Origin of the sequence: Bradyrhizobium sp. ORS 375 (assembly GCF_000239775.1) — a bacterium.
In the GTDB taxonomy this organism is placed as follows: domain Bacteria; phylum Pseudomonadota; class Alphaproteobacteria; order Rhizobiales; family Xanthobacteraceae; genus Bradyrhizobium.
Genome location: NZ_CAFI01000475.1, coordinates 1 through 25,732, shown reverse-complemented (window position 1 = coordinate 25,732; position 25,732 = coordinate 1). Strand labels below are relative to the sequence as shown.

Annotated in this window: 20 protein-coding genes; 13 read left to right on the top strand and 7 right to left on the bottom strand. The window is 67.3% G+C overall.

What is annotated here, in order from left to right; translation table 11 throughout:
* The first annotated feature begins 3 nt into the window (after positions 1-3).
* The 5 genes from dnaN (at position 4) to gyrB (ending at position 7,711) form a co-directional block, all read left to right on the top strand.
* Positions 4-1,122, top strand: coding sequence for a DNA polymerase III subunit beta (dnaN, locus tag BRAO375_RS32615; protein ID WP_009031703.1), 1,119 nt, complete (start codon positions 4-6; stop codon positions 1,120-1,122).
* 67 nt (positions 1,123-1,189) lie between these two features.
* On the top strand, positions 1,190-1,477 hold the full coding sequence (locus BRAO375_RS32610) for a GIY-YIG nuclease family protein (RefSeq protein ID WP_009031702.1): 288 nt from the start codon (positions 1,190-1,192) through the stop codon (positions 1,475-1,477).
* 63 nt (positions 1,478-1,540) lie between these two features.
* Positions 1,541-2,677: a DNA replication/repair protein RecF gene (gene recF / locus BRAO375_RS32605; protein ID WP_009031701.1), complete on the top strand. Its 1,137-nt coding sequence runs from the start codon at positions 1,541-1,543 to the stop codon at positions 2,675-2,677.
* Between the two features lie 129 nt (positions 2,678-2,806).
* Positions 2,807-4,954, top strand: a complete 2,148-nt coding sequence (locus tag BRAO375_RS32600) for a hypothetical protein (RefSeq protein WP_009031700.1) — start codon at positions 2,807-2,809, stop codon at positions 4,952-4,954.
* Positions 4,955-5,272: 318 nt separating this feature from the next.
* On the top strand, positions 5,273-7,711 hold the full coding sequence (gyrB, locus tag BRAO375_RS32595; protein WP_009031699.1) for a DNA topoisomerase (ATP-hydrolyzing) subunit B: 2,439 nt from the start codon (positions 5,273-5,275) through the stop codon (positions 7,709-7,711).
* 57 nt (positions 7,712-7,768) lie between these two features.
* Here the strand turns inward: gyrB and BRAO375_RS32590 are convergent, their stop codons facing one another.
* Entirely contained in the window at positions 7,769-9,763 is a 1,995-nt protein-coding gene (locus BRAO375_RS32590) for an acetoacetate--CoA ligase (protein WP_009031698.1), read from the bottom strand.
* Between the two features lie 319 nt (positions 9,764-10,082).
* Here BRAO375_RS32590 and murA point away from each other — a divergent pair, with 319 nt between their 5' ends.
* Together murA and BRAO375_RS32580 are read left to right on the top strand one after the other, a co-directional pair.
* Positions 10,083-11,378 carry a UDP-N-acetylglucosamine 1-carboxyvinyltransferase gene (gene murA / locus BRAO375_RS32585; RefSeq protein ID WP_009031697.1) on the top strand — a complete coding sequence of 432 codons (1,296 nt, stop codon included), beginning with the start codon at positions 10,083-10,085 and terminating at the stop codon, positions 11,376-11,378.
* 79 nt (positions 11,379-11,457) lie between these two features.
* Positions 11,458-11,937 (top strand): DUF2867 domain-containing protein, encoded by a 480-nt coding sequence (locus BRAO375_RS32580; protein WP_009031696.1) that lies wholly within the window; start codon positions 11,458-11,460, stop codon positions 11,935-11,937.
* Between the two features lie 187 nt (positions 11,938-12,124).
* Here BRAO375_RS32580 and BRAO375_RS32575 read toward each other — a convergent pair whose 3' ends face one another.
* Positions 12,125-12,871: a sterol desaturase family protein gene (locus BRAO375_RS32575; RefSeq protein ID WP_009031695.1), complete on the bottom strand. Its 747-nt coding sequence runs from the start codon at positions 12,869-12,871 to the stop codon at positions 12,125-12,127.
* Between the two features lie 127 nt (positions 12,872-12,998).
* A complete protein-coding gene (locus BRAO375_RS32570; RefSeq protein WP_052536182.1) occupies positions 12,999-13,763 on the bottom strand; it encodes a LuxR family transcriptional regulator in 765 nt (254 codons plus the stop codon).
* Between the two features lie 68 nt (positions 13,764-13,831).
* On the opposite strand from BRAO375_RS32570, the gene BRAO375_RS32565 reads away from it, so the two are divergent.
* The gene (locus BRAO375_RS32565) at positions 13,832-14,545 is read left to right on the top strand and encodes a HEAT repeat domain-containing protein (RefSeq protein WP_139031524.1); all 714 of its coding nucleotides are present in this window, start codon (positions 13,832-13,834) and stop codon (positions 14,543-14,545) included.
* An 11-nt stretch (positions 14,546-14,556) separates the two neighbouring features.
* Entirely contained in the window at positions 14,557-14,952 is a 396-nt protein-coding gene (locus BRAO375_RS32560; RefSeq protein WP_009031692.1) for a DUF5071 domain-containing protein, read from the top strand.
* 43 nt (positions 14,953-14,995) lie between these two features.
* On the opposite strand, the gene BRAO375_RS32555 is transcribed toward BRAO375_RS32560, so the two are convergent.
* Entirely contained in the window at positions 14,996-15,424 is a 429-nt protein-coding gene (locus BRAO375_RS32555) for a GNAT family N-acetyltransferase (RefSeq protein WP_009031691.1), read from the bottom strand.
* A gap of 836 nt (positions 15,425-16,260) precedes the next feature.
* Between BRAO375_RS32555 and BRAO375_RS32550 the strand changes: the two genes are divergently transcribed.
* Positions 16,261-17,637, top strand: a complete 1,377-nt coding sequence (locus tag BRAO375_RS32550) for an MATE family efflux transporter (RefSeq protein ID WP_009031690.1) — start codon at positions 16,261-16,263, stop codon at positions 17,635-17,637.
* A 2-nt stretch (positions 17,638-17,639) separates the two neighbouring features.
* Here BRAO375_RS32550 and BRAO375_RS32545 read toward each other — a convergent pair whose 3' ends face one another.
* Entirely contained in the window at positions 17,640-18,782 is a 1,143-nt protein-coding gene (locus BRAO375_RS32545; protein WP_009031689.1) for an FUSC family protein, read from the bottom strand.
* 119 nt (positions 18,783-18,901) lie between these two features.
* On the opposite strand from BRAO375_RS32545, the gene BRAO375_RS32540 reads away from it, so the two are divergent.
* Entirely contained in the window at positions 18,902-20,272 is a 1,371-nt protein-coding gene (locus tag BRAO375_RS32540; RefSeq protein WP_009031688.1) for an MmgE/PrpD family protein, read from the top strand.
* 8 nt (positions 20,273-20,280) lie between these two features.
* Here the strand turns inward: BRAO375_RS32540 and BRAO375_RS32535 are convergent, their stop codons facing one another.
* Positions 20,281-21,687 carry a serine hydrolase domain-containing protein gene (locus BRAO375_RS32535; protein WP_009031687.1) on the bottom strand — a complete coding sequence of 469 codons (1,407 nt, stop codon included), beginning with the start codon at positions 21,685-21,687 and terminating at the stop codon, positions 20,281-20,283.
* A gap of 141 nt (positions 21,688-21,828) precedes the next feature.
* Complete coding sequence (locus tag BRAO375_RS32530) at positions 21,829-22,905, bottom strand: helix-turn-helix domain-containing protein (RefSeq protein ID WP_009031686.1); 1,077 nt, start codon at positions 22,903-22,905, stop codon at positions 21,829-21,831.
* A gap of 140 nt (positions 22,906-23,045) precedes the next feature.
* Between BRAO375_RS32530 and BRAO375_RS32525 the strand changes: the two genes are divergently transcribed.
* Entirely contained in the window at positions 23,046-23,963 is a 918-nt protein-coding gene (locus tag BRAO375_RS32525) for a pirin family protein (protein WP_009031685.1), read from the top strand.
* 264 nt (positions 23,964-24,227) lie between these two features.
* Complete coding sequence (locus BRAO375_RS32520; protein WP_009031684.1) at positions 24,228-25,142, top strand: phosphoribosylaminoimidazolesuccinocarboxamide synthase; 915 nt, start codon at positions 24,228-24,230, stop codon at positions 25,140-25,142.
* Positions 25,143-25,732 lie beyond the last annotated feature (590 nt).

The window sequence follows — 25,732 nt, the reverse complement described above, 5'->3', positions numbered from 1 at the left end:
GCAATGAAAGTAACCGTCGAACGCGCGCAGCTCCTGAAGTCGCTGGGCCACGTCCATCGCGTGGTCGAGCGGAGGAACACGATCCCGATCCTCGGCAACGTGCTGGTGCGCGCCGAGAACGCCCGGCTGTCGCTGCGCGCCACCGACCTCGATCTCGAAGTGACGGAGACGCTGGCGGCGGAGACCGCTACCGCGGGCTCCACCACCGTCCCGGCGCACATGTTCTATGACATCGTGCGCAAGCTGCCGGATGGCTCGCAGATCGTGCTGGAAAGCGACGGCGAGCGCGCGGTGCTGGCGATCCGCGCCGGCCGCTCCAAGTTCACCCTGCAGACGCTGCCGGAGAGCGACTTCCCGGATCTCGCGGCCGGCGAAATGACGCACGCGTTTGGCGTTCCCGCCAAGGACATCAAGAGCCTGATCGACCGCACGCAGTTCGCGATCTCCACCGAGGAGACGCGGTATTATCTCAACGGCATCTATCTCCACGCCGGCGGCACGGCCAAGCAGCCGACCTTGCGCGCGGTCGCCACCGACGGCCACCGTCTGGCGCAGGTCGACCTGCCGCAGCCCGCGGGCGCGGCCGAGATGCCCGGCGTGATCGTGCCGCGCAAGACCGTCGGCGAGGTGCAGCGGCTGATCGAGGACAATGACAGCGAGATCAAGATCGAGCTGTCGCAGGGCAAGATCCGCTTCACCCTGGGACAGGTGGTGCTGACCTCGAAGCTGATCGACGGCACCTTCCCCGATTACGGCCGCGTCATTCCGCAGAACAACGACAAGGAGCTCGTCGTCGACAAGGCCGACTTCGCCGCCGCCGTCGACCGCGTCTCCACCATCTCCAGCGAGCGCGGCCGCGCGGTGAAGCTCGCGCTCTCAGCCGGCAAGCTGGTGCTGTCGGTGACCAATCCGGACTCCGGCAGCGCGACGGAAGAGCTCGAGGTCGAATACGCGTCCGACGCGCTCGATATCGGCTTCAACTCGCGCTATCTGCTCGACATCGCCGCCCAGATCGAAGGCGAGGTCGCGGTGCTCAGGCTCGCCGATCCGGGCTCGCCGACTTTGATCCAGGACCGCGACAACAGGAACGCGCTGTACGTGCTGATGCCGATGCGGGTGTGAGGCAGTTCGCGAGAGAATTAAGTAAACTCGTCATGGCCGGGCTTGACCGGGCCATCCATCTCAAAACATGGCCTACTGGGTGTACATTCTCGCCAGCAAGCCCGGCGGCACGCTCTATGTCGGCGTGACCAACGATCTCGTTCGACGAGTCTACGAGCATCGCGAAGACCACGCAGAGAGCTTCACAAAACGCTACGGCGTCAAGCGGCTGGTCTACTTCGAGGCGCATGAAACGACCGCCGGAGCATTGCAGCGTGAGAAGAACATCAAGCACTGGTCGCGCGAATGGAAGATCGATCTGATCGTCGGGAACAATCCGGATTGGCGCGATCTCTATGATGAAATAGTCCGCTGACGCGGACGATGGATTGCCGGGTCAAGCCCGGCAATGACAGAACTGGGCTTGTAACTCCTTTCGATGACCCCCTCCCGCATCAACCGTCTCGCTCTGACGCATTTCCGCAGCTATCGCGCGGCAAGCGTCAGCGTGCAGGCGGACATGGTGGCGCTGGTCGGGGCCAATGGCGCGGGCAAGACCAATTGCCTGGAGGCGATCTCGTTCTTCGCGCCGGGGCGCGGCCTGCGTCGCGCCACGCTGGAAGACGTCGCCGACAACCAGGGCGACGGCTCCTGGGCGATCTCGGCGGAGATCGAGGGCGCGCTGGGGCTCGCGACCTTCGGCACCGGCATCGAGCCGCCGCGCAGCGACGCCAGCACGACGCGGCGCTGCCGCATCGATCGCGAGCCGGTCGGCTCCGCGGCCGCATTCGGCGACCACATCCGCATGGTGTGGCTGACGCCGGCGATGGACGGGCTGTTCATGGGCGCGGCGTCCGAGCGGCGGCGGTTCTTCGACCGGCTGGTGCTGGCGATCGACAGCGAGCATTCCAGCCGCGTCTCGGCGCTGGAGCGTTCGTTGCGCTCACGCAACCGGCTGCTCGAGGTGCGCAATTTCGACGACCATTGGTGTGACGCGATCGAGCGGGAGACCGCGGAGCTTGCGGTTGCCGTGGCGGCGAGCCGCGGCCAGACCGCGGTCAAGCTCGCGGCGATGCTGCGCCAGCGTGGCGCGGCTTCGGCCTTCCCGTCCGCCGAGATCGCGCTCGACGGCTGGATGGAGAATGCGCTGCTGACCGAGCCCGCGCTTGCGGTCGAGGACCGCTATCGCGCGCTGCTGCGTGACAACCGCGCGCGCGATGCCGCCGCGGGCCGCACGCTCGACGGCCCGCATCTCACCGATCTGCACGTCGTCTACGCGCCGAAGAGCATGCCGGCGCGCGACGCCTCGACCGGTGAGCAGAAGGCGCTTTTGATCGGTCTCATCCTCGCGCATGCGACGCTGGTCGCCGAGACCACCGGCATCGTGCCGATGCTGCTGCTCGATGAGATCGTCGCCCACCTCGATCCCGGCCGCCGCACCGCCTTGTTCGCCGAGCTCGGCACGCTCGGTGCCCAGGTGTGGCTCACGGGCGCCGATCCCGCCGCCTTCGCTGAGCTGCGCGAGCTCGGCGAGATTTTCGACGTCGAAGGCGGCCGCATCACCGCACGGCGGTAACTCATTCCGGCATTGAACCTATCAGTTCCCAGACCCGACTAGCTGTCGTTGGACGGCGTGACGGTGTCGGCCGCGTCCGACAGCGTCCCGCAGGCCAAGCGCCTTCCATCGAATTCCTGGAGATCTGTCATGTTAAAGCTCAGGCCGCAGGCCACCGCCGCGCCGCGACTGCGGCTGTTCGCATGCGGGCTGTTGCTGCTGGCGAGCTGCGCAACGGCCCGTGCCGATGACGCCATCGTCGACGTGCATGCGCTGCCGCGGCTCGAGGGCGCCGTCGAGGATACCTCGCGCTCCGATCGCTACCGCGCCATCTACCGTCTGCCGACGCCGCCGGCCGCAACGAATGCGGCCACGCAGCAGCTGCTGAGTGCCGACGGCTGGGTGCGCTATGTCCGTCCGCTCGAGGAGCGCAATACGACGCTCAACTACAAGAAGGGCAAGCAGGGCCTCTCCGTCTCCTTCACCGGCAGCGGTGGCCGAATGGATCTATCCGAGGTGAGCTACTCGCCGCAGCGGATCTACGCCGATCTGCCGTTCCCCGACGGCGCCGCGGACATCGTGTTCGACGAAACCCGGCCTTATCTGTCCTGCGTCGTGCCGTCGGCGCTCGAGGCGACGCAGGCGACTTTCGCCAAGGAAATGACCGCGATCGGCTGGCAGCCGCTCACGGCTGAAGCCGCGACGCGCTGGCCGAATGCCGATCTCGGCGCGACCACGCCGAGCGGCGTGCGTACCTTCTACGACCGCGTCACCAATGACGGGCCACGCCGCCAGAATCCTGTCATGCTGACGCTGACCCGGCGCGCCGACGGTAAGACCCAGGTCGAGATCCGCGTCGCGCCATTCGCACTTCCAGCCCAGCTCGAAGCCGGCGACGACCGCGCCGGCCTGCCGATGCCCAAGCCGACCAAATCGTCGCAGAGCTTGGGCAGCGCGACCTCGCCGACCCGGCAGGCCAAGGGCGCCGTGATCGCCGAATTGTCGGCGGTGCTCGCCTTCTACACAAGCGAGCTGCCGGCGCGCGGCTTCCGGATCGAGGCGGCCGCGCCGGGCACGCCCGATGACGTGACGCTCAAGGTCACCTCATCAGAAGAGACCGGAACGCTGAAGCTGTCGCGCAGCTATGATCTGACCATGGTGGAGCTGTCGATGCGCGCCACCGAGGCGGCGCTCGCCGCGCGTGCCAGGGCCAAGAAGGACGCCGACGACAAGTTCATGGCGGACGCCGCCGCGATGGCCAAGCAGGTCATCGCCGCCGACGAGCTCCGCCGCGCGCAGCAGGCCGGCGCCATGTCGGATGCGCCGGTGAAGGCGCTGGCCGACAATCCCGCCTCGATCGCGCTGCCCGAGACCGCCGAGGCGGTGGAGTTCGACGGCAGCCAGGGCCGGCTGGAGTTCAAGTCCAGCTCATCGGTGAAGGCACTCGCCGGCTTCTTCCGCTCGACCCTGAAGACGGCCGGCTATAGGGAAGCGCCGACCGTGATCGACAACGCGACCATGGCGCATCTGGAGTTCTCGGCGAAGGGCAAGTCGGTCAGCTTCACGATCATGCAGATGGGCCCGAAGGTGAACGTGACAGCCGACGGCACCGGCCTGATCGCGGTCGCCAAGCCGGCCACCGCCCAGGCTGCGACGCAGCCGGCCAAGGATGCGGCCCCGCTCGAGGCCGATCCGTCCTCCGCGCTGCCGGTGCCCAGGGAGCGCAGCGCGACCTCGCTGGCGACCTCCAAGCCGCCGGGCTTCGATACGCCGGTGCGTCTCGAGCTCGAGGCCAGCGTGCCCGCCGATCTCAATGCCGTGCTGGCGTTCTACCGCGCCGAGCTGACCAGGCTTGGCTGGCAGGAGAAGGCCGAGGCGGCACAGATCGGCGCCGACAAGGCCCGTCTCGCCTTCAACTCGCCGCAGGGACCGGCCGTGCTGACGCTCGGCCGCGCCAGAGGCGAGACCTCGATCAGGCTGGTCCAGAAGAACGCGGACGCCGCGGCCAAGGCCGACATCCTGCCGAAGCCGGGACTGGCCAAGCTCATGCTGGGCAATGTCGGCGAGGCCGATGCCGTGCTCACGATCAACAAGCAGACGGTCAGGATCGCGGCCGGCACCGGCAGCCCGAAGACGCCGAAGGGACCGCTGCTCGATCTGCCGGCGGGCAAGTACCGCTACGAGATCAAGATCGCCGGCCGCGCAGCGATCAGCGACACGATCGAGCTCGGCGCCGGCGACGCCTGGGGCCTCATGGTCGGCCCGACCGGCCAGGCCCTGCCGCTGCCGCTCTACTGAGCTTGCGAACGCTCTCTCGCAGCGATTGAGATGCCACTCTCAGGCCGCCCCCACGGGCGGCCTGATGCCGCTGGAACGCCGCCCGGAGCGCGCTTTCGACACCCCTTCCGAGGCCCGGCCAAAGGCGTGCCGAATCGGGGTTTCGCACGCCCCGAAGAGGGCCCTCGAACGGCTTGAAAAACCGTTAAAAAAACCCATCTCTTCAATATCTTAAGGCACGCCTTTTTGCGCTAGGCGCGCCTCGTCTTTCATGGCACAAATAGCGCTCCCAGCACCCCAGCGCGACATCGCCCTTCGGGACCCCTTCAAAGGCCTCACATGACCGAACCCGCCCGGCAAACCATCGCCGACAACGAGCCTGCAACCGCGAACGAATACGGCGCAGAATCGATCCGGGTGTTGAAGGGCCTGGATGCCGTGCGCAAGCGCCCGGGCATGTATATCGGCGACACCGATGACGGCTCCGGCCTGCATCACATGGTCTACGAGGTCGTCGACAACGCGATCGACGAGGCGCTGGCCGGTTATGCCAGCCGTGTCGAGGTCGTGCTCAACGCCGACAATTCGGTCACCGTGCGCGACGACGGCCGCGGCATTCCGGTCGACATCCACAAGGGCGAGGGCGTCTCGGCCGCCGAGGTCATCATGACCCAGCTGCACGCCGGCGGAAAGTTCGACCAGAACTCCTACAAGGTCTCCGGCGGTCTGCACGGCGTCGGCGTCTCCGTGGTCAACGCGCTGTCGAGCAAGCTCGAGCTGCGCATCTGGCGCGACGACAAGGAGCACCTGATCGAGTTCGCCCATGGCGACGCCGTGGCGCCGCTCAGCGTGGTCGGCGAGGCGCAAGGCAAGCGCGGCACCGAGGTGACGTTCCTCGCCTCGACCGACACCTTCAAGATCGTCGAATACGACTACGCGACGCTCGAGCACCGCCTGCGCGAGCTCGCCTTCCTCAACTCCGGCGTCCACATCATCCTCTCCGACATGCGGCATGCGGTCGAGAAGCGCGAGGAGATGTTCTATTCCGGCGGCGTCGAGGAGTTCGTCAAATATCTCGACCGCAACAAGAAGGCGATCGTTCCCAATCCGATCATGGTGCGCTCGGAGGCCAACGGCATCACCGTCGAGGCGGCGCTGTGGTGGAACGACAGCTACCATGAGAACGTGCTGTGCTTCACCAACAACATCCCGCAGCGTGACGGCGGCACCCATCTCGCCGGCTTCCGCGGCGCGCTGACGCGCCAGGTCAACGGCTATGCCGAGGCCAATGCGAAGAAGGAAAAGATCGCGCTGACCGGTGACGACTGCCGCGAGGGCCTCACCGCGGTGCTGTCGGTGAAGGTGCCGGATCCGAAATTCTCATCGCAGACCAAGGACAAGCTGGTGTCCTCGGAAGTGCGTCCCGTGGTCGAGAACGTCATCAACGAGGCGCTGTCGGCGTGGTTCGAGGAGCATCCGTCGGAGGCCAAGACCGTCGTCGGCAAGGTGATCCAGGCGGCGGCTGCCCGAGAGGCCGCGCGAAAAGCGCGCGAGCTGACGCGCAAGAACCCGCTCAACAACATCGCCTCGCTGCCCGGCAAGCTCGCCGACTGCCAGGAGAAGGATCCGGCCAAGTCCGAGCTGTTCATCGTCGAGGGTGACTCGGCCGGCGGCAGCGCCAAGCAGGGCCGCAACCGCGAGTTCCAGGCGGTGCTGCCGCTGCGCGGCAAGATCCTCAATGTCGAGCGCGTCCGTCCCGACAAGATGCTGTCGAGCGAGCAGATCGGCACCCTGATCACCGCGCTCGGCACCGGCATCAGCGACGACTTCTCGATCGACAAGCTGCGCTATCACAAAATCATCGTGATGACCGACGCCGACGTCGACGGCGCCCACATCCGCACCCTGCTCTTGACGTTCTTCTACCGGCAGATGCGCCAGATCATCGACCGCGGCCATCTCTACATCGCGCAGCCGCCGCTCTACAAAGTGACGCGCGGCAAGTCCGAGCAGTATCTGAAGGACGAGCGCGCGCTCGAGGACTATCTGATCGGCACCGGCCTCGACGATTGCGTGTTCAGGACCGCCGAGGGCGAGGAGCGCAAGGGCCGCGACCTGCTGGCGCTGGTCGAGGAGGCGCGCCTCGTGCGCAACATCCTGCGCAATTTGCACAGCCGCTACGACCGCAAGGTCGTCGAGCAGGCGGCGATCGCCGGCGTCTTGCGCGCGGACATCACGCGCGACATCGCCACCGCCGACGCCGCCGCCGAATACATCGCCAAACGGCTGGACGTGCTGGCGGACGAGGTCGAGCGCGGCTGGATCGGCCACTTCGTCGAGGGCCAGGGCTTTACGTTCGAGCGCACTGTGCGCGGCGTCAAGGACGTGGCGGTCATCGACGACGCGCTGCTGGCCTCGGCCGACGCGCGCAAGCTCGACGACTACGCCGCCCGCCTGCAGGACGCCTATGCCAAGCCGGGCTCGCTCCGCCGCGGCGATACGCAGACCGTCATCCATGGGCCGGTCGACCTGTTCGAGGCGGTCACCGATTCCGGCCGCAAGGGCATCGCGATGCAGCGCTACAAAGGGCTGGGCGAGATGAACCCGCAGCAGCTGTGGGAAACCACGCTCGACACCGAGGCGCGCACGCTTCTCCAGGTGAAGGTCAAGGAGGTCGACGAGGCCGACGACATCTTCACCAAGCTGATGGGCGACGTCGTCGAGCCGCGCCGCGAATTCATCCAGGACAATTCGCTGTCCGCAAACGTGGACGTGTAGGCGCGGGGACGCTCCAACGTCGGGCCTGTTTCTCTTCAGGAGTGACGCTCGCCCCTGTCATCCGCCTCGCCGGGCCGCCGCGAACTGCGTGAACCAGTCAAGCGCCGCCGGATTGCGAGTGGCATCCTTGCTTGCGACCTTGTCAGGAGCGTCGCCGAGCAGCAGCCTGCGGACCGGCACCTCCATCTTCTTGCCGGTCAGGGTCATCGGAATCTCCGGCACGGCGATGATGACGTCCGGGACGTGCCGCGGGCTGCGCTCGTGACGCAGCCGCTGCCGGATCTCGCCCTGCAGCGCGTCCGTCAGCGCGATGCCCTCGGCGAGTTGCACGAACAGCGGCATGTAGAAGCCGCCGTCCGGCTGCTCGATGCAGATGACGAGGCTGTCGGCGATGCCGGGGATCGCCTCCATCGTCCGATAGATCTCCGCCGAGCCGATCCGCACGCCATGACGGTTCAGCGTGGCGTCGGAGCGGCCCAGCACCTGGCAGCCGCCTCCCGCATTGAAGCGCACCCGGTCGCCATGGCGCCAGACTCCGGGATAGACGCCGAAATAGCTGTCCGTATAGCGGGCGAAATCGGCATCGCCCCAGAAGCAGAGCGGCATCGACGGCATCGGCGCGCGCACGACAAGCTCGCCGGGTTCGTCGATGATCTCTTCGCCCCCATCATCGAACGCGACCGCGGCCACACCGAGTGCCGGCGCCTGGATCTCGCCGGCATGGGTCGGCAGCAGCGGCGAGCCGGCCAGCAGGCCGGAGCAGAATTCCGTTCCGCCGGATTGCGACGAGGCCCAGACGTCGGGCTTGACCGCCTCGTGCACCCAGCGAAACACCTCCGGCGTCGACGGCGAGCCGACCAGCATCACCGACTGCAGCCGCTCCAGATTGAACTCGCGGCCCGGGACGACGCCCTGCTGCCGCACCAGCTGGATGTAGCTCGGGCTGATGCCGAGCACGGTCACGCCGGCCGCTTCCACGAGGCGCCACACCAGGCGTGCATCCGGATGGCTCGGATGGCCGTCATAGAGCACAGAGGAGCCGTTCATCAGCGGCCCCCACATCAGCGTGTTCCAGACCATCCAGCCGGTCGTCGAGTAGAAGAACAGCGTGCCCTGCGCCTCGATCTCGAAATGGAACGCTGCCGATTTGTAGTGCTCGAGCACGATGCCGTGGTGATTGTGCACGATCGGCTTCGGCAGGCCGGTCGTTCCCGAGGTGAACAGCACCCACAGCGGATGATCCGACGCGACGCGCGTGAAGTGGAATGCGCCGCGCGCGATCGCCGGGCCGTCGAGCAGGTCGGGCCACGCCCGGATGCGGCCACGAAACTCCGTCGCCTTGCGGGCGGCCGGATGATAGTCGAGCATGACCAGCATCTCGGCGCTTGGCAGCGCCGCGAGGATGACCTCGAGATCGCCGATGCGGTCGAAATCCTTCCCGCCATAACGATAGCCGTTGACGGCGAAGACGAGCTTCGGCGCGATCTGCGAGAAGCGGTCGATCACCGTCTGCGCGCCGAATTCCGGCGCCGCCGAGGACCAGACAGCGCCGATCGCGGTGGTCGCCAGCATCGCGATGACGGCCTCTGGAATGTTCGGCATGTAGGCGACGACCCGGTCGCCCTCGCCGATTCCCATCTCGCGCAGCGACGTGGCGAGCCGCCGCACGCGGCCCGCGATCTCGCTCCAACTCGCCGTCGTCAGCGGACGCAGCTCCGAGCCGTGATGCAGCATCGGCCGATCGGGGTTGCCGCTCAACTCGTGGCGCAGCACGTGCTCGGCGAAGTTCAGCCGCGTCCCCGTGAACCAGCGCGTGCGCGGCATCGGATCGCGCGAGACGACCTCGCCGATCTCGCCGTCGGCCATGATCTCGAAATAGTCCCAGATCGAACGCCAGAACCCGGCGATGTCGTCGACTGACCACTGCCAGAGATCGTGATAGCCGGAAAAGCTGCGGCCCCGCGAAGCGAGCCAGTCGAGATAGCGGCGGATGTTGGCGCGCGCCAGTCGCTGCGGCGAGCAGGTCCAGACATCAGCTTGATCATCGGCCATTCCAGCGTGTCTCCATTCCTGCCGCAGCGGCGGGAGCCGACCATCGGCCGCGCCAAACCGGCCGTCAAGAACATGGCGCGTTCCGCGGGCCTCCGCCGCGCCGCCGTGGCAAAGTGGCCCGCCGCGATTTTCCGGCATTGATTCCGCTTTGGAATTGGCGCTAGGAGTCGGTCTCATGAGGACCCCGGCGGGCTGTGAACCAGGTTCGCGGTCGCCGGATTGCGGAACGGGTTGATCCCGCTGGACACCTTGTGCCCGAACGCCGTCGCGAAGCCGGCAAGGGCAGCGGCCACACGCTTCGACAACGGATCATCACCGCATGGCGCCCATTCAATACATCGTCGAGGGCGGTCACCGGCTCAAGGGCGCGATCGAGCCGTCGGGCAACAAGAATGCCGCGCTGCCGATCATCGCCGCGGCGCTGCTGACCGACCACCCCGTGACGCTCGACAACGTGCCGCGCATCCGTGACACCGAGACGCTGGTCGAGCTGATCCGCTCGGTCGGCGCGTCAGCCGAATGGCGCGGCCGGAACCGGCTCGCGATCCACGCCAAGGAGATCCGCGCCGCCGATCTCGATCCGGACCTGTGCGCGCGCATCCGCGCCTCGATCCTGCTCGCAGGTCCCCTGCTGGCCCGCTGCGGCGAGGTGGCGCTGCCGCCACCCGGCGGCGACGTCATCGGCCGCCGTCGCCTGGACACGCATTTCCTCGCCTTCGAGCAGCTCGGCGCCACCGTCACCGCGAGCGATAAAATCGAGCTGCGCGCCTCCGGCCTGAAGGGCGCCGACGTCTTCCTCGATGAGCCCAGCGTCACCGCGACCGAGAACGCACTGGTCGCGGCCGTCGCCGCGCATGGCACGACATACCTGCGCAACGCCGCCTCCGAGCCGCACGTCCAGGATCTCGCGCATTTCCTCGTCGCGCTCGGCGCCAACATCGAAGGCATCGGCACCAACACCATGGTGATCCACGGCGCCAGCACGCTCGGCCAGGCGTCCTACGCGATCCAGCCGGATCACATCGAGGTCGGCTCGCTGATAGGCTTGGCCGCTGTGACGCGCTCGCCGCTGCGCATCGTGCGTGCGGGCACCGAGCATCTGCGCTCGATCCGCATGGGCTTCGAGCGGCTCGGCATCGTCTGCGAGGTCGCCGGCGACGATCTCATCGTGCCCTCCGACCAGACCATGAAGATCAAGGACGATTTCGGCGGCCACGTGCCGAAGCTGGAGGACCAGCCCTGGCCGGCCTTCCCGGCCGATGTGATGTCGATCGCGATCGTCACCGCCACGCAATGCGAGGGCGTGATCCTGATGTTCGAGAAGATGTTCGAGTCGCGGATGTTCTTCGTCGACAAGCTGATCTCGATGGGCGCCCGCATCGTGCTGTGCGACCCGCACCGCGCCATCGTCGCCGGCCCCAGCCGCCTGCGCGGCGCCCGCGTCGTCTCCCCCGACATCCGCGCCGGCATGGCCATGCTGCTCGCCGCACTGTGTGCCGAGGGCACCTCCATCATCGACAACGCCGACCAGATCGAACGCGGCTACGAGCGCATCGACGAGCGCCTGAACGCGCTCGGCGCGAAGATCACCCGCGTGCCGGAGCGCGGGCGGTAGACGTTCGCTTTGCTCTCTCCGCGTCATTGCTAGCGCTGATGCATCGAGAACCAAACACGATACGTGAGGCTCAGGGCACATGACCATCAGCGAGATCACGCCCGATGTCGACCGTGATCGATGGCTCGCCGGTGCGGACTTCGCCGACGCCTTTCGCATCACCATCGACGGCGCGGCCCTCAATGCCCGCAACGCGGCCGAACGAATGCTGGGCCATACGCCCTGGTGGATGGCGGCGCTCCTGAAACTCCGCAATGCGCTCGTCCGGCCGTTCGGCTTGAAGACCTCGGGCGCGGACGCACGCCGTCCGCGTCCCATGATCGGGATCTTCCCGGTGATCAACGAAACGCCACGACAACTCGTGCTCGGCTTCGACGACAAGCATCTGGACTTCCGCGTTCTGGTCGACGTTGCGACGGTCGGCGCGAGCTCGCAGGTGACGGCGACGACGTTGGTCCAGACCCACAACGCGCTCGGCCGCATCTATCTCACCGTCATCACACCGTTTCACCGCCTCGTGGTGAAGGCCACGCTGCGGCAGGTCGCGGTGACCACCTGATCTCGCCCGACCCTGCTCCCTCCTCCGTCATGATCTCGAACGGTTGTCCCGACAATAACGCAGCGGCAGGATGGGCAAAGCGCCGCCGACAGCAGACTCGTGCCCACCATGAGGCGGCGCACGACCTCATCTTGATGGGCACGGCGCGAGCGTCATCGCACGCAGGCCGACAGAGCGCGGCGCGCATTTACCCACCTTGCGAATCTCCATACACGTCGCGGAACATCAGCATGCGCCCAAGATGCCGCTCGCTGTCGCCGGGAAACCCGCACCGCGTCGCGAACTCATCGGCATCGCGATAGGTCCCGAACAGCCGGTCCCAGATCGGCAGATCGCCGTAGTTGCCGGCATGCACATCGAGCTCGTGGTGCAGCGAATGCAGCTCCGGGGTCTGCACCAGATATTTCAGCCAGCGCGGCGATTTGTAATTGGCGTGATAGAGGAACTCGCCGGTCGCCGCGAACAGATTGAACCATAGCGCGCCGGCAGGCGAGCAGCCGAGCAGCGGAAACAGGATCAACGCGGCGAGCGCGCTATCGGCCAGCATCTCGATCGGATGCTTATAGAACGCCGTGATGGTCTCGATGCGTCGCGGTGAATGATGGACCTGATGAAACAGCAGCCACCAGCCGTTCAGATGGCGGATGCGATGCCACCAGTAGAAGAAGAAGGTGCCGACCAGCCACGCAACAAACCCCTGCAGCGCCGGCGAATGGAGCCGCCCCAGTTGGAGCAGCGACGCGCCGTCGAGCAGTTGCATCCACAGCCTGCCGGTCAGGAGTGTGATGGCGAGCTGCGACAGGATCACGATGAGGACGCGACCATACCATCCGGGCGAATTGGGCAGTTCGCGGCCCGGAGCGATCCGCTCCAGGATCATGAAGGCGGCGGCACTGGCCACGGTCAACAGCGGAGGAATCACGAGCGGGGTCATGAGCGGATCACCTGGGCTTGCAGACCCGCTCACCGGGCCTGCTCATGGTGCCGCTACGACAGCACCGCAGGCCGCCCAGGTCGATGACACGGACGTACTAGGCCGCTCACGGCTGCCGCGGCTGCGATCATTTCAGGGCCGCGATCAGCTGGCTGCGCTTGCTGATGCCGAGCCGCTCATAGATGACGCGGAAATGATTGCCGACGGTGTGCTCGGAGATGCCGAGGCGCGATGCGATGGTCTTGTCGGGCAGGCCCATCAGCGCGAGATCGACCAGCTCGCGCTGCCGCTCCGTGAGCTTTCCCAGGTCGATCCCCTGCGCCGCCACCTGCTCGGTCGCGAGGAACAGCGCGTGCAACACCGGCGCGATCAGGTTCAGCGACATCCGCAAATGCTGCTTCTGATCGGCCGCGACGCCGGCGAAGCTGAGATAGGTGCCGGCATTGGCGAACGGATCGATCACGCCGTGGCCGGCGACCACGCCGAGCGACAGCTCCTTGATCTCGTCGAGCTCGCGCGCCGTCGCGAAGGGCGGCGGATCGGCGGGATCGAGGATGAAGGCCGCGCGGTTCTGTACCCACCATGCGAAGCAGCCGCGCGCGCCGAGATCGAAGCTCTCCTCAAGGCCCGCCACGAAGCCATGGGGATAGCCTGACGTCACCAGGTTGCGCATCCGGATGCGGCCGCCGACGAGCCGGCCATAGGCGCCGAGAAAGCGCTGAAACGGAAAGAACCGCCGCAGCGGCCCCTCGACCCAGGCGAGGATCTGATCCTCGGTCACAGTGCCACCCGGCGCGGCACCGAGCGCCTCGATCCAGGCGTTGAGATCGGGCCGAGACGGCTCCGCGTCCCCGAGCCCGGACTTGCCCCCCTTCGCGCCGCGCACGCTCATCCCCCTGGTTTTGACACCTGACTCTAGCACAAACAGCCTGCCTTGCGCCGCGATCAGCGGGTATCGTCGTGTCGACGTCATCCACTCTCTGCAAGATCATGACAGGTGCCCGTTCAGCTTCGTTCACACACGACGCGCTCCGCGCGCTGGTTACGCGCGACGACGCCGCGTCGCTGGCGACCTTGCGCACAGCCGCAGCCGACGCCGACCAGTTCATCCGTCGGACCGCGATCGAGATCATCGGCCGGCACCCGAACGGGCAGGGCCTGCGCGACGTCGTCTTGACCGCACTCACCGACACGTCCGACTATGTCGTGCGCGCGAGCTGCGAGGTCATCAAGGACAGGGCATGGAACGAGGCCCACGACGCCGTGGCGCGCTTGCTGCGCAGCCCGTCCCCAGCCACGCGACAAGTCGCCATCCGAGCGCTGGGCAAGATCTGGCGGCCAACGGACTTTGAAGCGGTCCGTCGCATCTACAATTGCGATGCCGTTCTGGCCGTGAAGCGCGAGGCCGCATGGGTGTTGCGCGCACAGGCCACGGCCGCCGATTGGCGGCAGCTGTTCGAGGACTTGCGCGGCGACGACCTGCCTCGGCATCGCGCATGGGCGTGCGAACTGGCCGCCGCGTTCGGCGGCCCGACGACGATTCCCATCATGGACGCGCTGTGCGCCGATCGCGACGGCCATGTTCGCAAGGCGGCGGAGAAGGCCATCACCACGCTCCGCGCGCGTCGCTCGGATGACGACAATTCCGATTCCGTCGGCACAGAGCGCCGCTAGCCGAGGTCCCCATGCAGGACGTCCACGATCTCATTCCGCGCAGCAAGCATGACCTCGATCGCGCCCGCGCGGCCGTCCAGGCCGGCTATCCCACCGTTGCGCCGATCCTGCCGCAGCTGACGGCATGGCTGCAGGACGGCAATTGGCCCGTGGCTCACATTCTCGCGCCCTTTCTCGCCGCGATCGGCGCACCGATGGCGCCGCACATCTGGCATGTCCTGAGAACGGACGATGAGGTGTGGAAGTATTGGATCCTCGGCTGGATCATGCCGTCGCTTCCGGAGGATGTCGCCGCGCAATTCCGCCCGGAGCTGGCGCGCCTCTGTCATGCGCCGACGGAGAGCGAACGACAGGAAGAGCTCGACCATCAGGCGCGCGACGTGCTGACGACATTCGGCTGGACTTGAAGGCGCGCCGCGCCTTGCCGCTGCAGCTTGCGCCATTCGACGCTCATGGTCGCCGTTGATGCGACCAGCCGCGATCCGCAACGGGATCAAAGCCCATCGCCTCCCAGAAGCGCGCCGAGACGTTGCTGCCCGTATGGACCGTCACGAGCACGACCTTGCTGGCGGCCGCGCGCAGCAAATCTGCGACGATGGTCTGCGCCACTCGGCGCCGCCTGAAGTCCCGTCGCACGTAAAGCCGCCGCATGCGCCACGCCGGGTGCTCCGCCGCTGCCGGCTCGTCGGTGATCGCGCCAATTCCGGCCAGCGCCCCGCCGACATGAGCGGCGATCACGTGGTGAAACATGGCTGGCGTCCGGGCGAACTCGACCGAGAGCCGCGCCATGTTGGCATGACCATCGGCCGCTGCGTCCAGCTCGAGCCTTGCGAAATCAGCGGGCAGCTCATCCAGGATCGGTACAAGCACGATGGCCATGGTCAACTCACTCCATGCGGCAATGGCCGTCCCGACGGCGCCGACGCAAGGCTCCACGCGGATGAGGGACGGCGACTCACGCTGCGCCTCCCGCACCAACCTGCGACGAAGATAGCTCCAGGCAAACGGCAGGCAGGCTGAATTTTACGTGCGAGAATAGACGAAATTCGTCAGCCGGCGCAGCGACATGCCTCAAGCAAGATCGGTTTACCCGAAAAATCTGCTTGCTTTGATTCCGAAAATCGGAAACAATGCGCGCATCCCGTCCTCATGAGAGGGACGCTTCGCGATCGTCACGGACCGTGGAGGGCGGGGATGCGATGGGTACGGCGGCTCACAGCGTGCACTCGGGCTCCGCTCGAGGCTGGCACGTGGACGAATGAGCGGCCGTGTACGGCGAAATCGTATGGTCCTGGCCTCCCGACGCTGAGGTCAAGCCGGCGGGCGATCCGCCGGCGACGGTGGCCAACAAGCCCGGCGCACCGGGGAGAGTACGTATAAGCCGTTCCAACCATTGCGCAGGGAAGGCCGGATGCGCGGCCCACCTGTGGTGACTGCCGCCTGCTACTTCTTTTGCAGGCGGGCCATGGGTGTGGTCAAGCACCCGGCCTTCCCTGCGCCCTCTCAGTTCCGAGGGCCGTCGATCGAGCAAAGCTCGGGCGCAATGCGTCGCGAGATTGCGGACTCACGAACGCAGCATCTGTGCAATGCCGAAGCGCGTCACGCCCTGGATGAACTTCTGCTTCGTCGGTCTGCGCTCCTACGCCGCACATCCCCGGGACGGAACCTGCCCGCATGATGTGCATGCCATCACGGGGACTGCTATAGCCGCGCGCATGAGCTCCTCAACGGCAACCGGCCACGCGCCGCCAACACCACCCTCTCTCACGCTCGAACTCTGGGACACCATCCGCCTCGCCGCGCCGATGGCGCTGACGCAGCTGTCGCAGATCGCGATGATGTCGACGGATCTCGCCTTCATCGGACGTGTCGGCGGCGACGCCGTCGCAGCGGCGGCCCTGGCGGGCACCGTGTATTTCGTCGGCTCGACCTTCGGCATGGGCCTGATGTCCGCGGTCGCGCCGCTCGCGGCGCAGGCGTTCGGCGCATCCGATACGGCGCTGGTGCGGCGCGCGCTGCGCGTCGGGCTGTGGGCCGGACTGTTCATCGCGCTGCCGATCATGCTGATCGCGCTGAACGGCGAGGCCATCCTGCTCGCGCTCGGCCAGGCCCCGGGGGTGGCGCATCTCGCGCAACACTATCTGTCCGGGCTCGCCTGGGGCATTGCGCCGATGCTGTGGTTTCTGGCGCTGCGCAGCTTCATGGGCGCGGTCAACCGGCCCGAGCCGGTGCTCTGGATCACGCTGGGCGCGATCCCGCTCAACGCGCTGCTGGTCTACCCGCTGCTGTACGGCCAATGGGGATTTCCGCAGCTTGGCCTGACCGGCGTTGGCGTTGCGACATCGACCGTCAATCTGGGCACCTTTCTCGCCGGGCTGTGGTTCGCGGCGTTCCGCCCACCGTTCCGCGACTACCATGTGCTCTCGCAGCTCGGACGCCTCGATTGGCGGCTGATGCGGCAGCTTCTCGTCATCGGCGCGCCGATCTCGCTGTCGTTCCTGCTCGAATACGGCTTGTTCTCCGCGGCGGCGATCCTGATGGGCCTGATCAGCACGCCGGCGCTGGCCGCGCATCAGATCGCGCTGCAGATCACGGCCATCCTGTTCATGGTGCCGTTCGGCATCAGCATGGCCGCGACGGTCCGCGTCGGTCACGCAGCCGGGCGCAATGATGCACACGGCGGGCGCCGCGCCGGCCTGATGGCCCTGTTGCTCGGCCTTGGCCTCGCGGTGCTGTTCACGCTCGGCATCATCCTCGCGCGGTTCGAGATCGTGCAGCTATTCCTCGGCTCCGGCCTTGCCGATGCGCAAGCGACGGCAACGCTGGCGGCGACGCTGCTGCTGGTCGGCACCACCTTCTTCATCACCGACGCGCTGCAGACCATCACGGTCGGCGCGCTGCGCGGCATCAAGGATACGCGCATCCCGCTGCTGCTCGCCGTGCTCGGCTATTGGCTGATCGGCTTTCCCGCCTCGTACATCCTCGGTCTCCACACCGCGCTCGGCGCGACCGGAATCTGGATCGGGCTGTCGATCGGCACCGGCATCTACGCGGCGCTGCTGGTGCTGCGCTTTCTCAGGCTGTCACGATGAGCTCACGCGCCGGCCGTATCCGACGTTTCCTCGGGCTCCGGCCGGTGCGGCTTGCCGGTCGATGCGCCGGCCCATTCGGCCACCACGCGCTCGAGGTCGATCAGGTTCTGCCGCATCTGGTCCAGCGAGAAGCCGAGCGCGAAGAACCGTTCGGCGGCATCGCCCGGCAGGCCTCGTGTCAGACCGTCGCTGCGCACCGCGGCGACCGCCTCGGCATAGGCCTTGAGCGCGACATGGACAGGCCAGATCGCCGGCGGACCAGAGCCGTTGCGGATGGCGCCGGCGCAGCCGCGCAGATAGCCGGCAATGGCGTCGCTGACGCGGCTGACAGGTGCCGACAAACGCGCCTGCAGCTCCGAGGGCAGCGGCACCACGCTGGCGCGGCCGATCATCACGACATCATGGCGCAGCCGCAGGATCGTGCGCAGCATCGGCCCGGTGTCGGCGCCCGACGACAACCGCGCCGAGCGCTCGCGCTCGGCTTCGGCGCCCGTCGCATTCAACTCGGTCAGCGCCGCGCCGATGCCATCCTGGATCCGATGCAGCGCGTCGTTGTCTCGGCCGCGCGACAGGCCGGCCAGCAACTCGGTGAAAGCGGCGGCGATCAGCTCGAGCAGCCGCCCGGCGGCGCTGCGCATCTGCACATGCGCGCGCGAGGGCAGCACGAGGAACGACACGGCAAGACCGGTGAGCGCGCCGACGGCGACCTCGAACACCCGGTCGATCGCCGAGCCCAGCGGATCGAGATGCCCCATTGTCGGCACCAGCAGCACGATGACCGCGGTCACCGTCGCCGCGTTCAGGCTGGGATTGATCGCCGCGATGAAGGCGAGCGGCGTCACCGCCAGGATCAGCATGCCCAGCAGCTGCAGCTCGCCGGAATGCGGAATGAACACGGTGATGGCGCCGCCATAGATCGCGCCGCCGATCGTACCGAACATGTAGTCGCGCGTCGCCTTCAGCGAGCGTCCGACGCTGCCCTGCGTCACGATCAGCGAGGTCAGCACCGCCCACAGCGGCAGCTTGAGCTGGAAGGCGGTGGCGATGGCGAAGGCCAGCGTCGCCGCGACGGTGCCGCGGACGGCCAGCGACATCTGCGCCTTGCGGGCGCGCACCCGGCCGAACAGCTCCTTGAACGATGCCATCAGTCACTCACCTCGAACGGACCAGCGCGGCTGGCATGGCTGGTCCCCACCGGGGCCGACCGGCTTGAAAGGCGGAATCAGTCTGCCTAGGCTGCCTGCAACAACGCTGAGGAAACACGATGGCCCAGGAAACCGCAACGCTCGCCGCCTATGTCGCTGAGCTGAAATACGACGATATCCCGCCCGAGGTGCTCGACCGCGCCAAGGTGCTGACGCTCGACTTTCTCGGCAGCGCCATCCGCGCCCGGCGCGAGGCGGAATCGACGCCCTCGGTGGTCAAGATGCTGGCGGCGCTGAAGCTGGATGCGGCGGGAGAGGCCACCGTCTTCGGCGATTCCCGCACGTGGACGCCGGCCGTGGCGGCGCTGCTCAACGGCACGATGGGCCATTCGCTCGACTTCGACGATACGCACGCCGATTCCTCGTTGCATCCGAGCGCGCCCGTGGTGCCCGCGGCTTTCGCCGTCGGCGAAATGGTCGGCGCGTCCGGGCGCGAGGTGCTGACCGCGATCGTTGCCGGCTACGAGGTATGCTGCCGGCTCGGCAATGCGCTCGACCCGACCTCACATTACGCCCGCGGCTTCCATCCCACCGCGACGGCTGGCACGTATGGCGCAGCCGCTGCGGCCGGCAAGCTGTTCGGCCTGTCGGAGCAGCAGCTCATCTACGCCTTCGGCGTCTCCGGCAGCCAGGCCGCCGGCTCGCTGCAATTTCTCGTCAACGGCGCCTGGAACAAGCGCTATCAGGTCGGCGCGTCCGCGATGAACGGCGTGATCGCGGCGACGCTCGCCAAGAATGATTTCGTCGGGGCGATCGAGTCCGTCGAAGGCAAGCACGGCCTGCTGGTCGGCTACACCGACACGCCGCATCATGAGAAGGCGGTTGCGGGGCTTGGCAGCACCTATGAGACGATGAAGATCGGCGTGAAGCCGTATCCGAGCTGCCGCTACACGCACGCCGCGATCGACGCCATCATCGCGCTGCGCCGCGAGCACAATCTGACGCCGGACCAGGTCAAGCGCGTCGAGGTCGGCCTGCATCGCAATGGCATTACGCTCACCGGCGATGCCGCGACCAAGCGTCACCCGACCTCGATCGTCGGCGGCCAGTTCTCGATGTTCTTCACCGGCGCACTGGCGCTCGATCAGGGCCGCTTCGGCTGGGACGACTACACGCGCCTGGGAGACAGCGCGATCAATGCGCTGGCCGACAAGTTCGACGTCGTGCAGGACGACAAACTCGAGGTCGGCCGCAGCCATCCGTTCGGCGCGCGCGTGACGATCACCACGGAGGACGGCGTGCACGAACGGCTGCACGACGATCCGTCGGGTGAGCCGACCTCGTTCCCGACAGCGCAGGCGATGAGCGACAAGTTCATCACCCTCGCGCGCCCTGTACTGAGCAGCCGTGCGCAGAGCTTTGCGGACGCGATCCTGTCGCTGGAGCGGTTCGATCGCGTTGAGCAGGCCACCGCATTGGGGAGAGCGTAGCGCATGCGTCACTCCCCTCGCGTTGCCGCCATCACGTCGCTGACGAGCTGTGCCACGCCGTCGATCTCCGGCGGCCAGTTCACGGTGCGGCCGAAGCGCGCGATCACCAGGCGTTCGGACGGGATCATGACGACATATTGGCCGAGCGTGCCCTTGGCGAAGAAGGCGTCGCGCGGCCAGCCATGCGAGATGCGGTAGTTGGCGCCGAAGCTGTCGCCGCGATTGGTCCAGAACCCGGCGCCGAGGCCGACGAAGGCGCCGGGGGTCGGCGTGGCGACGTAATCGACCCAGCCGGCCGGCAGGATGCGGCGGCCAGCGACGACGCCGTCGTCGAGATAGAGCTGCCCGAGCCGCGCCCAGTCGCGCGCCGTGGCCAGCATCTGGCTCGAGCCCTCCGGCGTGCCGGCGGCATCGAACTCGATGGTGACGTTGCGCATGCCGAGCGGATCGAACAGCTCGCGCTGCGCAAAGCGCAGCACATCCGCGGCACTGCCGCCGGCAGCGTCGCGGATGAGATGAGAGAGGATGACGGTGTTGCCGTCGTGATAGTTGCTGACCGCGCCCGGCGCGGTCTCGAGCGGCATCGATTCGGCAAACGCCGCGCGGTCGGACTCGACGAACTTCATGCGGTTGACCGGCTCGAGCGCCGACAGCAGCGAGGCCTGCAGCGAGCTGCCGAGCGCGAGCCCGGCGGTGTGGCGCAGCAGGTGATCGACGGTGATGGCATGGCGCGGATCCTTGTCGTCCCGCCACGCCGCCACCGGCGCGGGCGCATGCAGCGCGAGCTTGCCCTGGCGGACGAGGATGCCGATCAGGGTCGCGGTCATCGACTTGGTCGCGGAGAAGCCGAGCAAGGGCGTGTCGAGCGTGAAGCCCGGCGCATAACGTTCGGCGATCACCTTGCCGTCCTTGAGCACGACGACGGCATGCGTCCGCCGGAACGGCGGCGTGTCCGGCTCGGCGAAGGCCCGGTCGAGCGCCGCAGCCAGTTCCGGCGTAGCCGGCGCCACGACGCGCTTCGCGGCGATCTCGGGCAGCAAAGCGGGCTGCGGAGGAGAAGGCCGGAACGTCGGCCAGTCCTGCGCTTCGCCATGGTCCATATGGCAGCCGAGCCCGTCGCGATACACGGCATGGCTGCGGCCGAGCCCGAGCAGGCTCACGGTGACGTCCCTGGCGGCGCGATCCACCCGGACGTCCATTGCCCAGGTGAGCAGGCCGGCCCCTGGCATTGCCGCCCGCGTCTCGGACAGCACGCGGTCCGGGTCTTGGTTCGAGACGAAGGTCTCCGAGCACACCGTGCTGGCAATGAACCCGGTCGCGACCTCGGGCACATCACGGGCACGGGCGGCGCCGACCGCCAGGGCGGTGAGCGTGGTAGACGCGAGGAGGACGAGCAGCAGGCGGCGGCGGGTCATGGGAATCTCCGGCAGATGGACCTGCTCGACCAGACCGCAGCTCCGGCCGCAGCGCTCGCCGATTTCGAAATGGACCCCAGCTGGAATTCGCAACACCCTTGCCGATTTCGGAATTCTCCTTTGATCTCAACGTCAAACCGCTCACGCCGCGGACCGCCTGGTACGCCGATACTCCGTCGGCGTCACCCCGGTGACCGCCTTGAAGGCGCGGTTGAACGGGCCGAGCGACTGGAACCCGGCGTCCAGCGCGATGGTGATGACGGGCACCTCGGCCTGGGCGGGATCGGCGAGCGCGGCCTTGGCCTCCTCGATGCGGTGGTTGTTCAGGAAGCTGTTGAAGTTGCGGTAGCCGAGCTCGCCATTGATCAGCCGCCGCAGCCGGTACTCGGGAATGCCCAACCGGTTCGCCAGCATGCCGATGGTGACGTTCTCCTGGCGGTAGATCCGTTCATCCGCCATCAGCCGCATCAGCGCATCGACCAGCTTGCGATTGGCAGCCGTCTCAGCCGTGCGCGTGATAGCGGCAGGCGCGGCCTCGCTGATCACCACGGCCTGCGCCGCCTCGGGAGCAAACAGGTCGCCGGCGCCGACCCGCAGCAGCATCAGCGCGACGGCGCCCACGACAGCCAGGAACATCGCCGCATTGACCACATTGCCCAGCTCCGACGGGCCGCCGCCGGCGCTTGCGATCTGCAGCAGCGCGTTGACGCCGCCGTAAGCGAGCGCCGCCACGACGACGAACGCGCGGACGCGCCGCCGGCCTTCGACGAGATCGGCCGACCACGAGCGGATCGTCTGCGCCAGGGTCAGGCCGACGAAGCCGAGCGCCAGCAGATTGTTCGCGACGATGACGAGCTTCGCATGCCCGGCGGGACCGAGCAAGAGGCAGCTCAGCAGGCTGAACCCGAACACCGCGAGCCAGATCAGGCCATGCAACCAGCGCGGCTTGAAGCCGTCATCGAACAGCGCGCGGCAGAACAGCCAGAGCACGACGACGTCAGCCGTCGCGACCGCAATCAGCGGCGCGAATGCCAGCGACGGCGCCGCGCTGCCGCCGATGTTGAACGTCGCCGCATGCGCGGCCGAGCCGACCGCCAGCGCGATCGCAAGCCGCCCGACCGTCTGCGTGTTGAGCTCCCGCCACAACGACGCTGCCAGCACGGCAAGCAGCGCGATGGCGGCGGCGCGGAGTGCGAGATCGAGGCTTTCGAGCGGCATCATCACGGGTCCATTGTCGGCGCCGGAACTCTAGGCCGGACCGCGCCTCCATTCAAATCACCGGGACACCGCGACCTCGTGCCCTGCCGTCGCCTCGGCAAAGCTGCTAAGCTCGGGCTTCCATATCGCAGGAGCCTCCCATGAGCTGGCAGCCATCGATCGATCCGGAATTCGGCGATCCCACCTCCTGCGATGCGCTGGAGCATGTCATCGTGCCGCGCACCCGCGACCTCGGCGACGGCTTCGCCGTGCGGCGCGCGCTGCCGCATGGCCGCCGACAGATGGTCGGCCCGTTCATCTTCTTCGATCATTTCGGCCCGGTGCAGTTCGTCTCCGGCAAGGGCATGGATGTGCGGCCGCATCCGCATATCGGCCTTGCCACCGTCACCTATCTGTTCGACGGCGCCATCATGCATCGGGACAGCGAGGGCAACGTCCAGGAGATCCAGCCCGGCGCGATGAACCTGATGACCGCCGGCCGCGGCATCGCGCATTCCGAGCGCACGCCCGACTTGCAGCGGCAGAATGGCCAGCAGATGCTCGGCCTGCAGAGCTGGATCGCGCTGCCGGTCGAATCCGAGGAGATCGCGCCAAGCTTCCAGCATTATGCGGCAGGCGCGCTGCCGACGGTCAGCGACACCGGTTTTTCGGCGCGCATCATTGCCGGCAAGGCGTTCGGCAAGGCCTCTCCGGTGACGATGGTCTCGCCCTGGTTCTATGTCGAGGTCACGGCGCAGGCCGGCACGGTGGTGCCGCTCGATCCCGATCACGAAGAGCGGGCGATCTACATCGTCGACGGCGAGGTCGAGATCGCGCGCGAGCGCCACGAGGGGCCGCGGCTGCTGATCTTCCGCCCGGGCGACGCCATCAGCGTCCGTACGGTGAAGCCGACCCGGATGATGTTCCTCGGCGGCGACGCGCTGGAAGGGCCGCGCCATGTCTGGTGGAATTTCGTCTCCTCCAGCAAGGAGCGCATCGAGCAGGCCAAGCAGGACTGGAAAACCGGCCGGTTCGCCGCCGTTCCCCAGGAGCACGAGTTCATTCCGCTGCCGGAATAGGCTACAATTTCCCTCAACGAGGTCGCTCTGGCGCGACGCGGGCGGTCCACCTCTTCCGAAGGGAGAGGTCGGATTGCATCGACAGATGCAATCCGGGTGAGGGGTTGCGGTCGTTCGATCGCGCCAAGCCCCCTCACCCGATCGCTTCGCGATCGACCTCTCCCCGATGGGGAGAGGTGAGGTCGAGATTCCGGCTGCCACCGGGATTTTGCAACAGCCATCGCACTCCGACGCGACAAGACATCTATCTTCGAAAGATCTGCTATGACCACGCTTCTCGCCAGCAATCTGCCGCTCCCGAAGATCGGCCGCGGCAAGGTCCGCGACATCTATGCCGTCGGCGACGACCGCGTGCTGCTGCTGACCACCGACCGGATCTCGGCGTTCGACGTCGTGATGAACGAGACCATCCCGGTGAAGGGCGCGGTGCTGACGCAGATCTCGGCCTATTGGTTCAACGCGCTCGAGGGCGTCGTGCATCACCACATGATCTCGGCCGATACCGATGAGATCATTGCCGCGGTGCCCGAGCTGAAGCCGCATCGCGAGGAGATTCTGGGACGCGCGATGCTGTGCAAGCGCACCACCGTGTTTCCGATCGAATGCGTGATCCGCGGCTATCTCTCCGGCTCGGCCTGGAAGGAATATGCCGCCAGCGGAACGCTCGCCGGTGAGCCGTTGCCGGCAGGCCTCGTGGAGAGCCAGAAGCTGGAGCCCGCGATCTTCAGCCCGGCGACCAAGGCCGAGACCGGCCATGACGAGAACATCACCATCGCCCGGATGCGCGAGGTGGTCGGCGACGATACGGCCTATACGCTGGAGAGCATGACGCGCGCGGTCTATACGCTCGGCGAGACGCTCGCCCGCGAGCAGGGCATCATCATCGCCGATACCAAGTTCGAGTTCGGTCGCGACAAGGACGGCAACATCATCCTGATCGACGAGGTGATGACGCCCGACAGCTCGCGCTTCTGGGCCGTCGACGCCTATCAGCCGGGCCAGCCGCAGCCGAGCTTCGACAAACAGCCGCTGCGCGACTATCTCGATGCCGAGCGCAAGGCCGGCCGCTGGAACGGCGACGCCCCGCCGCCCCCGCTGCCGCAGAGCGTGGTCGATGCGACCAGCCAGCGCTATCTCGAGGCGTTCCGTCGGGTGACGGGACGTGAGCTGAAGATCTGAGGATTCTGAGCTCACGCGTTGACGCCTGGGTCGGGACTTTTTGTAGTAGCGCGCATCGTCGACGGTGTGCATCGTGGACCCCCACCCCCCGCCCCCTGCCCGCAAGGGGGAAGGGCCAACCCTGGGCCGCTTTGTTAGTCGAATCCCAGCTTCTCCGCCCGTCTGCGCGCAATCGTGGCAAGAGGCTCGCTCTCTCTTCTCCCCTCCCCCTTGCGGGGAGGGGTCGGGGGTGGGGGTCCGCTCGGCGAGCTCATCATGATGCGCACCAACACGCCCGCAGCGCCGTCGCGCCCGAGTTGATCAAAACAGAACCCTCTGAACTTGCCGAGGGCGCAGGGAAGGCCGGGAGCTGGCTGCTCCCATGGCCCGCGTGCGAAAGAGAATGCACGCGGCGGTCACCACAGGTTCAGCCGGGACATCCCGGCCCTCCCTGCGCGATGGGTTGACGTCTGCTCCGTGCTCTCCCCGGGGACCGGCTTGTTTGCCCCCGTCACCGCGGCGACACGTCCTGTCACGGATCGCATCGCGCGAGGCTTGGCGCCAGCTTCGGGGCGCCAGGACCACACGGCTTGAACGTCCGCGAGCTGTCC

Bases quoted from the DNA above. Each gene is read 5' to 3' on its own strand.
- BRAO375_RS32555 (WP_009031691.1), bottom strand. From the start codon at position 15,424: ATGGCCATCGTGCTTGTACCGATCCTGGATGAGCTGCCCGCTGATTTC.
- gyrB (WP_009031699.1), top strand. From the start codon at position 5,273: ATGACCGAACCCGCCCGGCAAACCATCGCCGACAACGAGCCTGCAACC.
- BRAO375_RS32530 (WP_009031686.1), bottom strand. From the start codon at position 22,905: ATGCCGCTCGAAAGCCTCGATCTCGCACTCCGCGCCGCCGCCATCGCG.
- BRAO375_RS32525 (WP_009031685.1), top strand. From the start codon at position 23,046: ATGAGCTGGCAGCCATCGATCGATCCGGAATTCGGCGATCCCACCTCC.
- BRAO375_RS32560 (WP_009031692.1), top strand. From the start codon at position 14,557: ATGCAGGACGTCCACGATCTCATTCCGCGCAGCAAGCATGACCTCGAT.
- BRAO375_RS32550 (WP_009031690.1), top strand. From the start codon at position 16,261: ATGAGCTCCTCAACGGCAACCGGCCACGCGCCGCCAACACCACCCTCT.
- BRAO375_RS32575 (WP_009031695.1), bottom strand. From the start codon at position 12,871: ATGACCCCGCTCGTGATTCCTCCGCTGTTGACCGTGGCCAGTGCCGCC.
- BRAO375_RS32590 (WP_009031698.1), bottom strand. From the start codon at position 9,763: ATGGCCGATGATCAAGCTGATGTCTGGACCTGCTCGCCGCAGCGACTG.
- BRAO375_RS32520 (WP_009031684.1), top strand. From the start codon at position 24,228: ATGACCACGCTTCTCGCCAGCAATCTGCCGCTCCCGAAGATCGGCCGC.
- BRAO375_RS32545 (WP_009031689.1), bottom strand. From the start codon at position 18,782: ATGGCATCGTTCAAGGAGCTGTTCGGCCGGGTGCGCGCCCGCAAGGCG.
- BRAO375_RS32600 (WP_009031700.1), top strand. From the start codon at position 2,807: ATGTTAAAGCTCAGGCCGCAGGCCACCGCCGCGCCGCGACTGCGGCTG.
- murA (WP_009031697.1), top strand. From the start codon at position 10,083: ATGGCGCCCATTCAATACATCGTCGAGGGCGGTCACCGGCTCAAGGGC.
- BRAO375_RS32535 (WP_009031687.1), bottom strand. From the start codon at position 21,687: ATGACCCGCCGCCGCCTGCTGCTCGTCCTCCTCGCGTCTACCACGCTC.
- BRAO375_RS32580 (WP_009031696.1), top strand. From the start codon at position 11,458: ATGACCATCAGCGAGATCACGCCCGATGTCGACCGTGATCGATGGCTC.
- dnaN (WP_009031703.1), top strand. From the start codon at position 4: ATGAAAGTAACCGTCGAACGCGCGCAGCTCCTGAAGTCGCTGGGCCAC.
- BRAO375_RS32570 (WP_052536182.1), bottom strand. From the start codon at position 13,763: ATGAGCGTGCGCGGCGCGAAGGGGGGCAAGTCCGGGCTCGGGGACGCG.
- BRAO375_RS32540 (WP_009031688.1), top strand. From the start codon at position 18,902: ATGGCCCAGGAAACCGCAACGCTCGCCGCCTATGTCGCTGAGCTGAAA.
- recF (WP_009031701.1), top strand. From the start codon at position 1,541: ATGACCCCCTCCCGCATCAACCGTCTCGCTCTGACGCATTTCCGCAGC.
- BRAO375_RS32610 (WP_009031702.1), top strand. From the start codon at position 1,190: ATGGCCTACTGGGTGTACATTCTCGCCAGCAAGCCCGGCGGCACGCTC.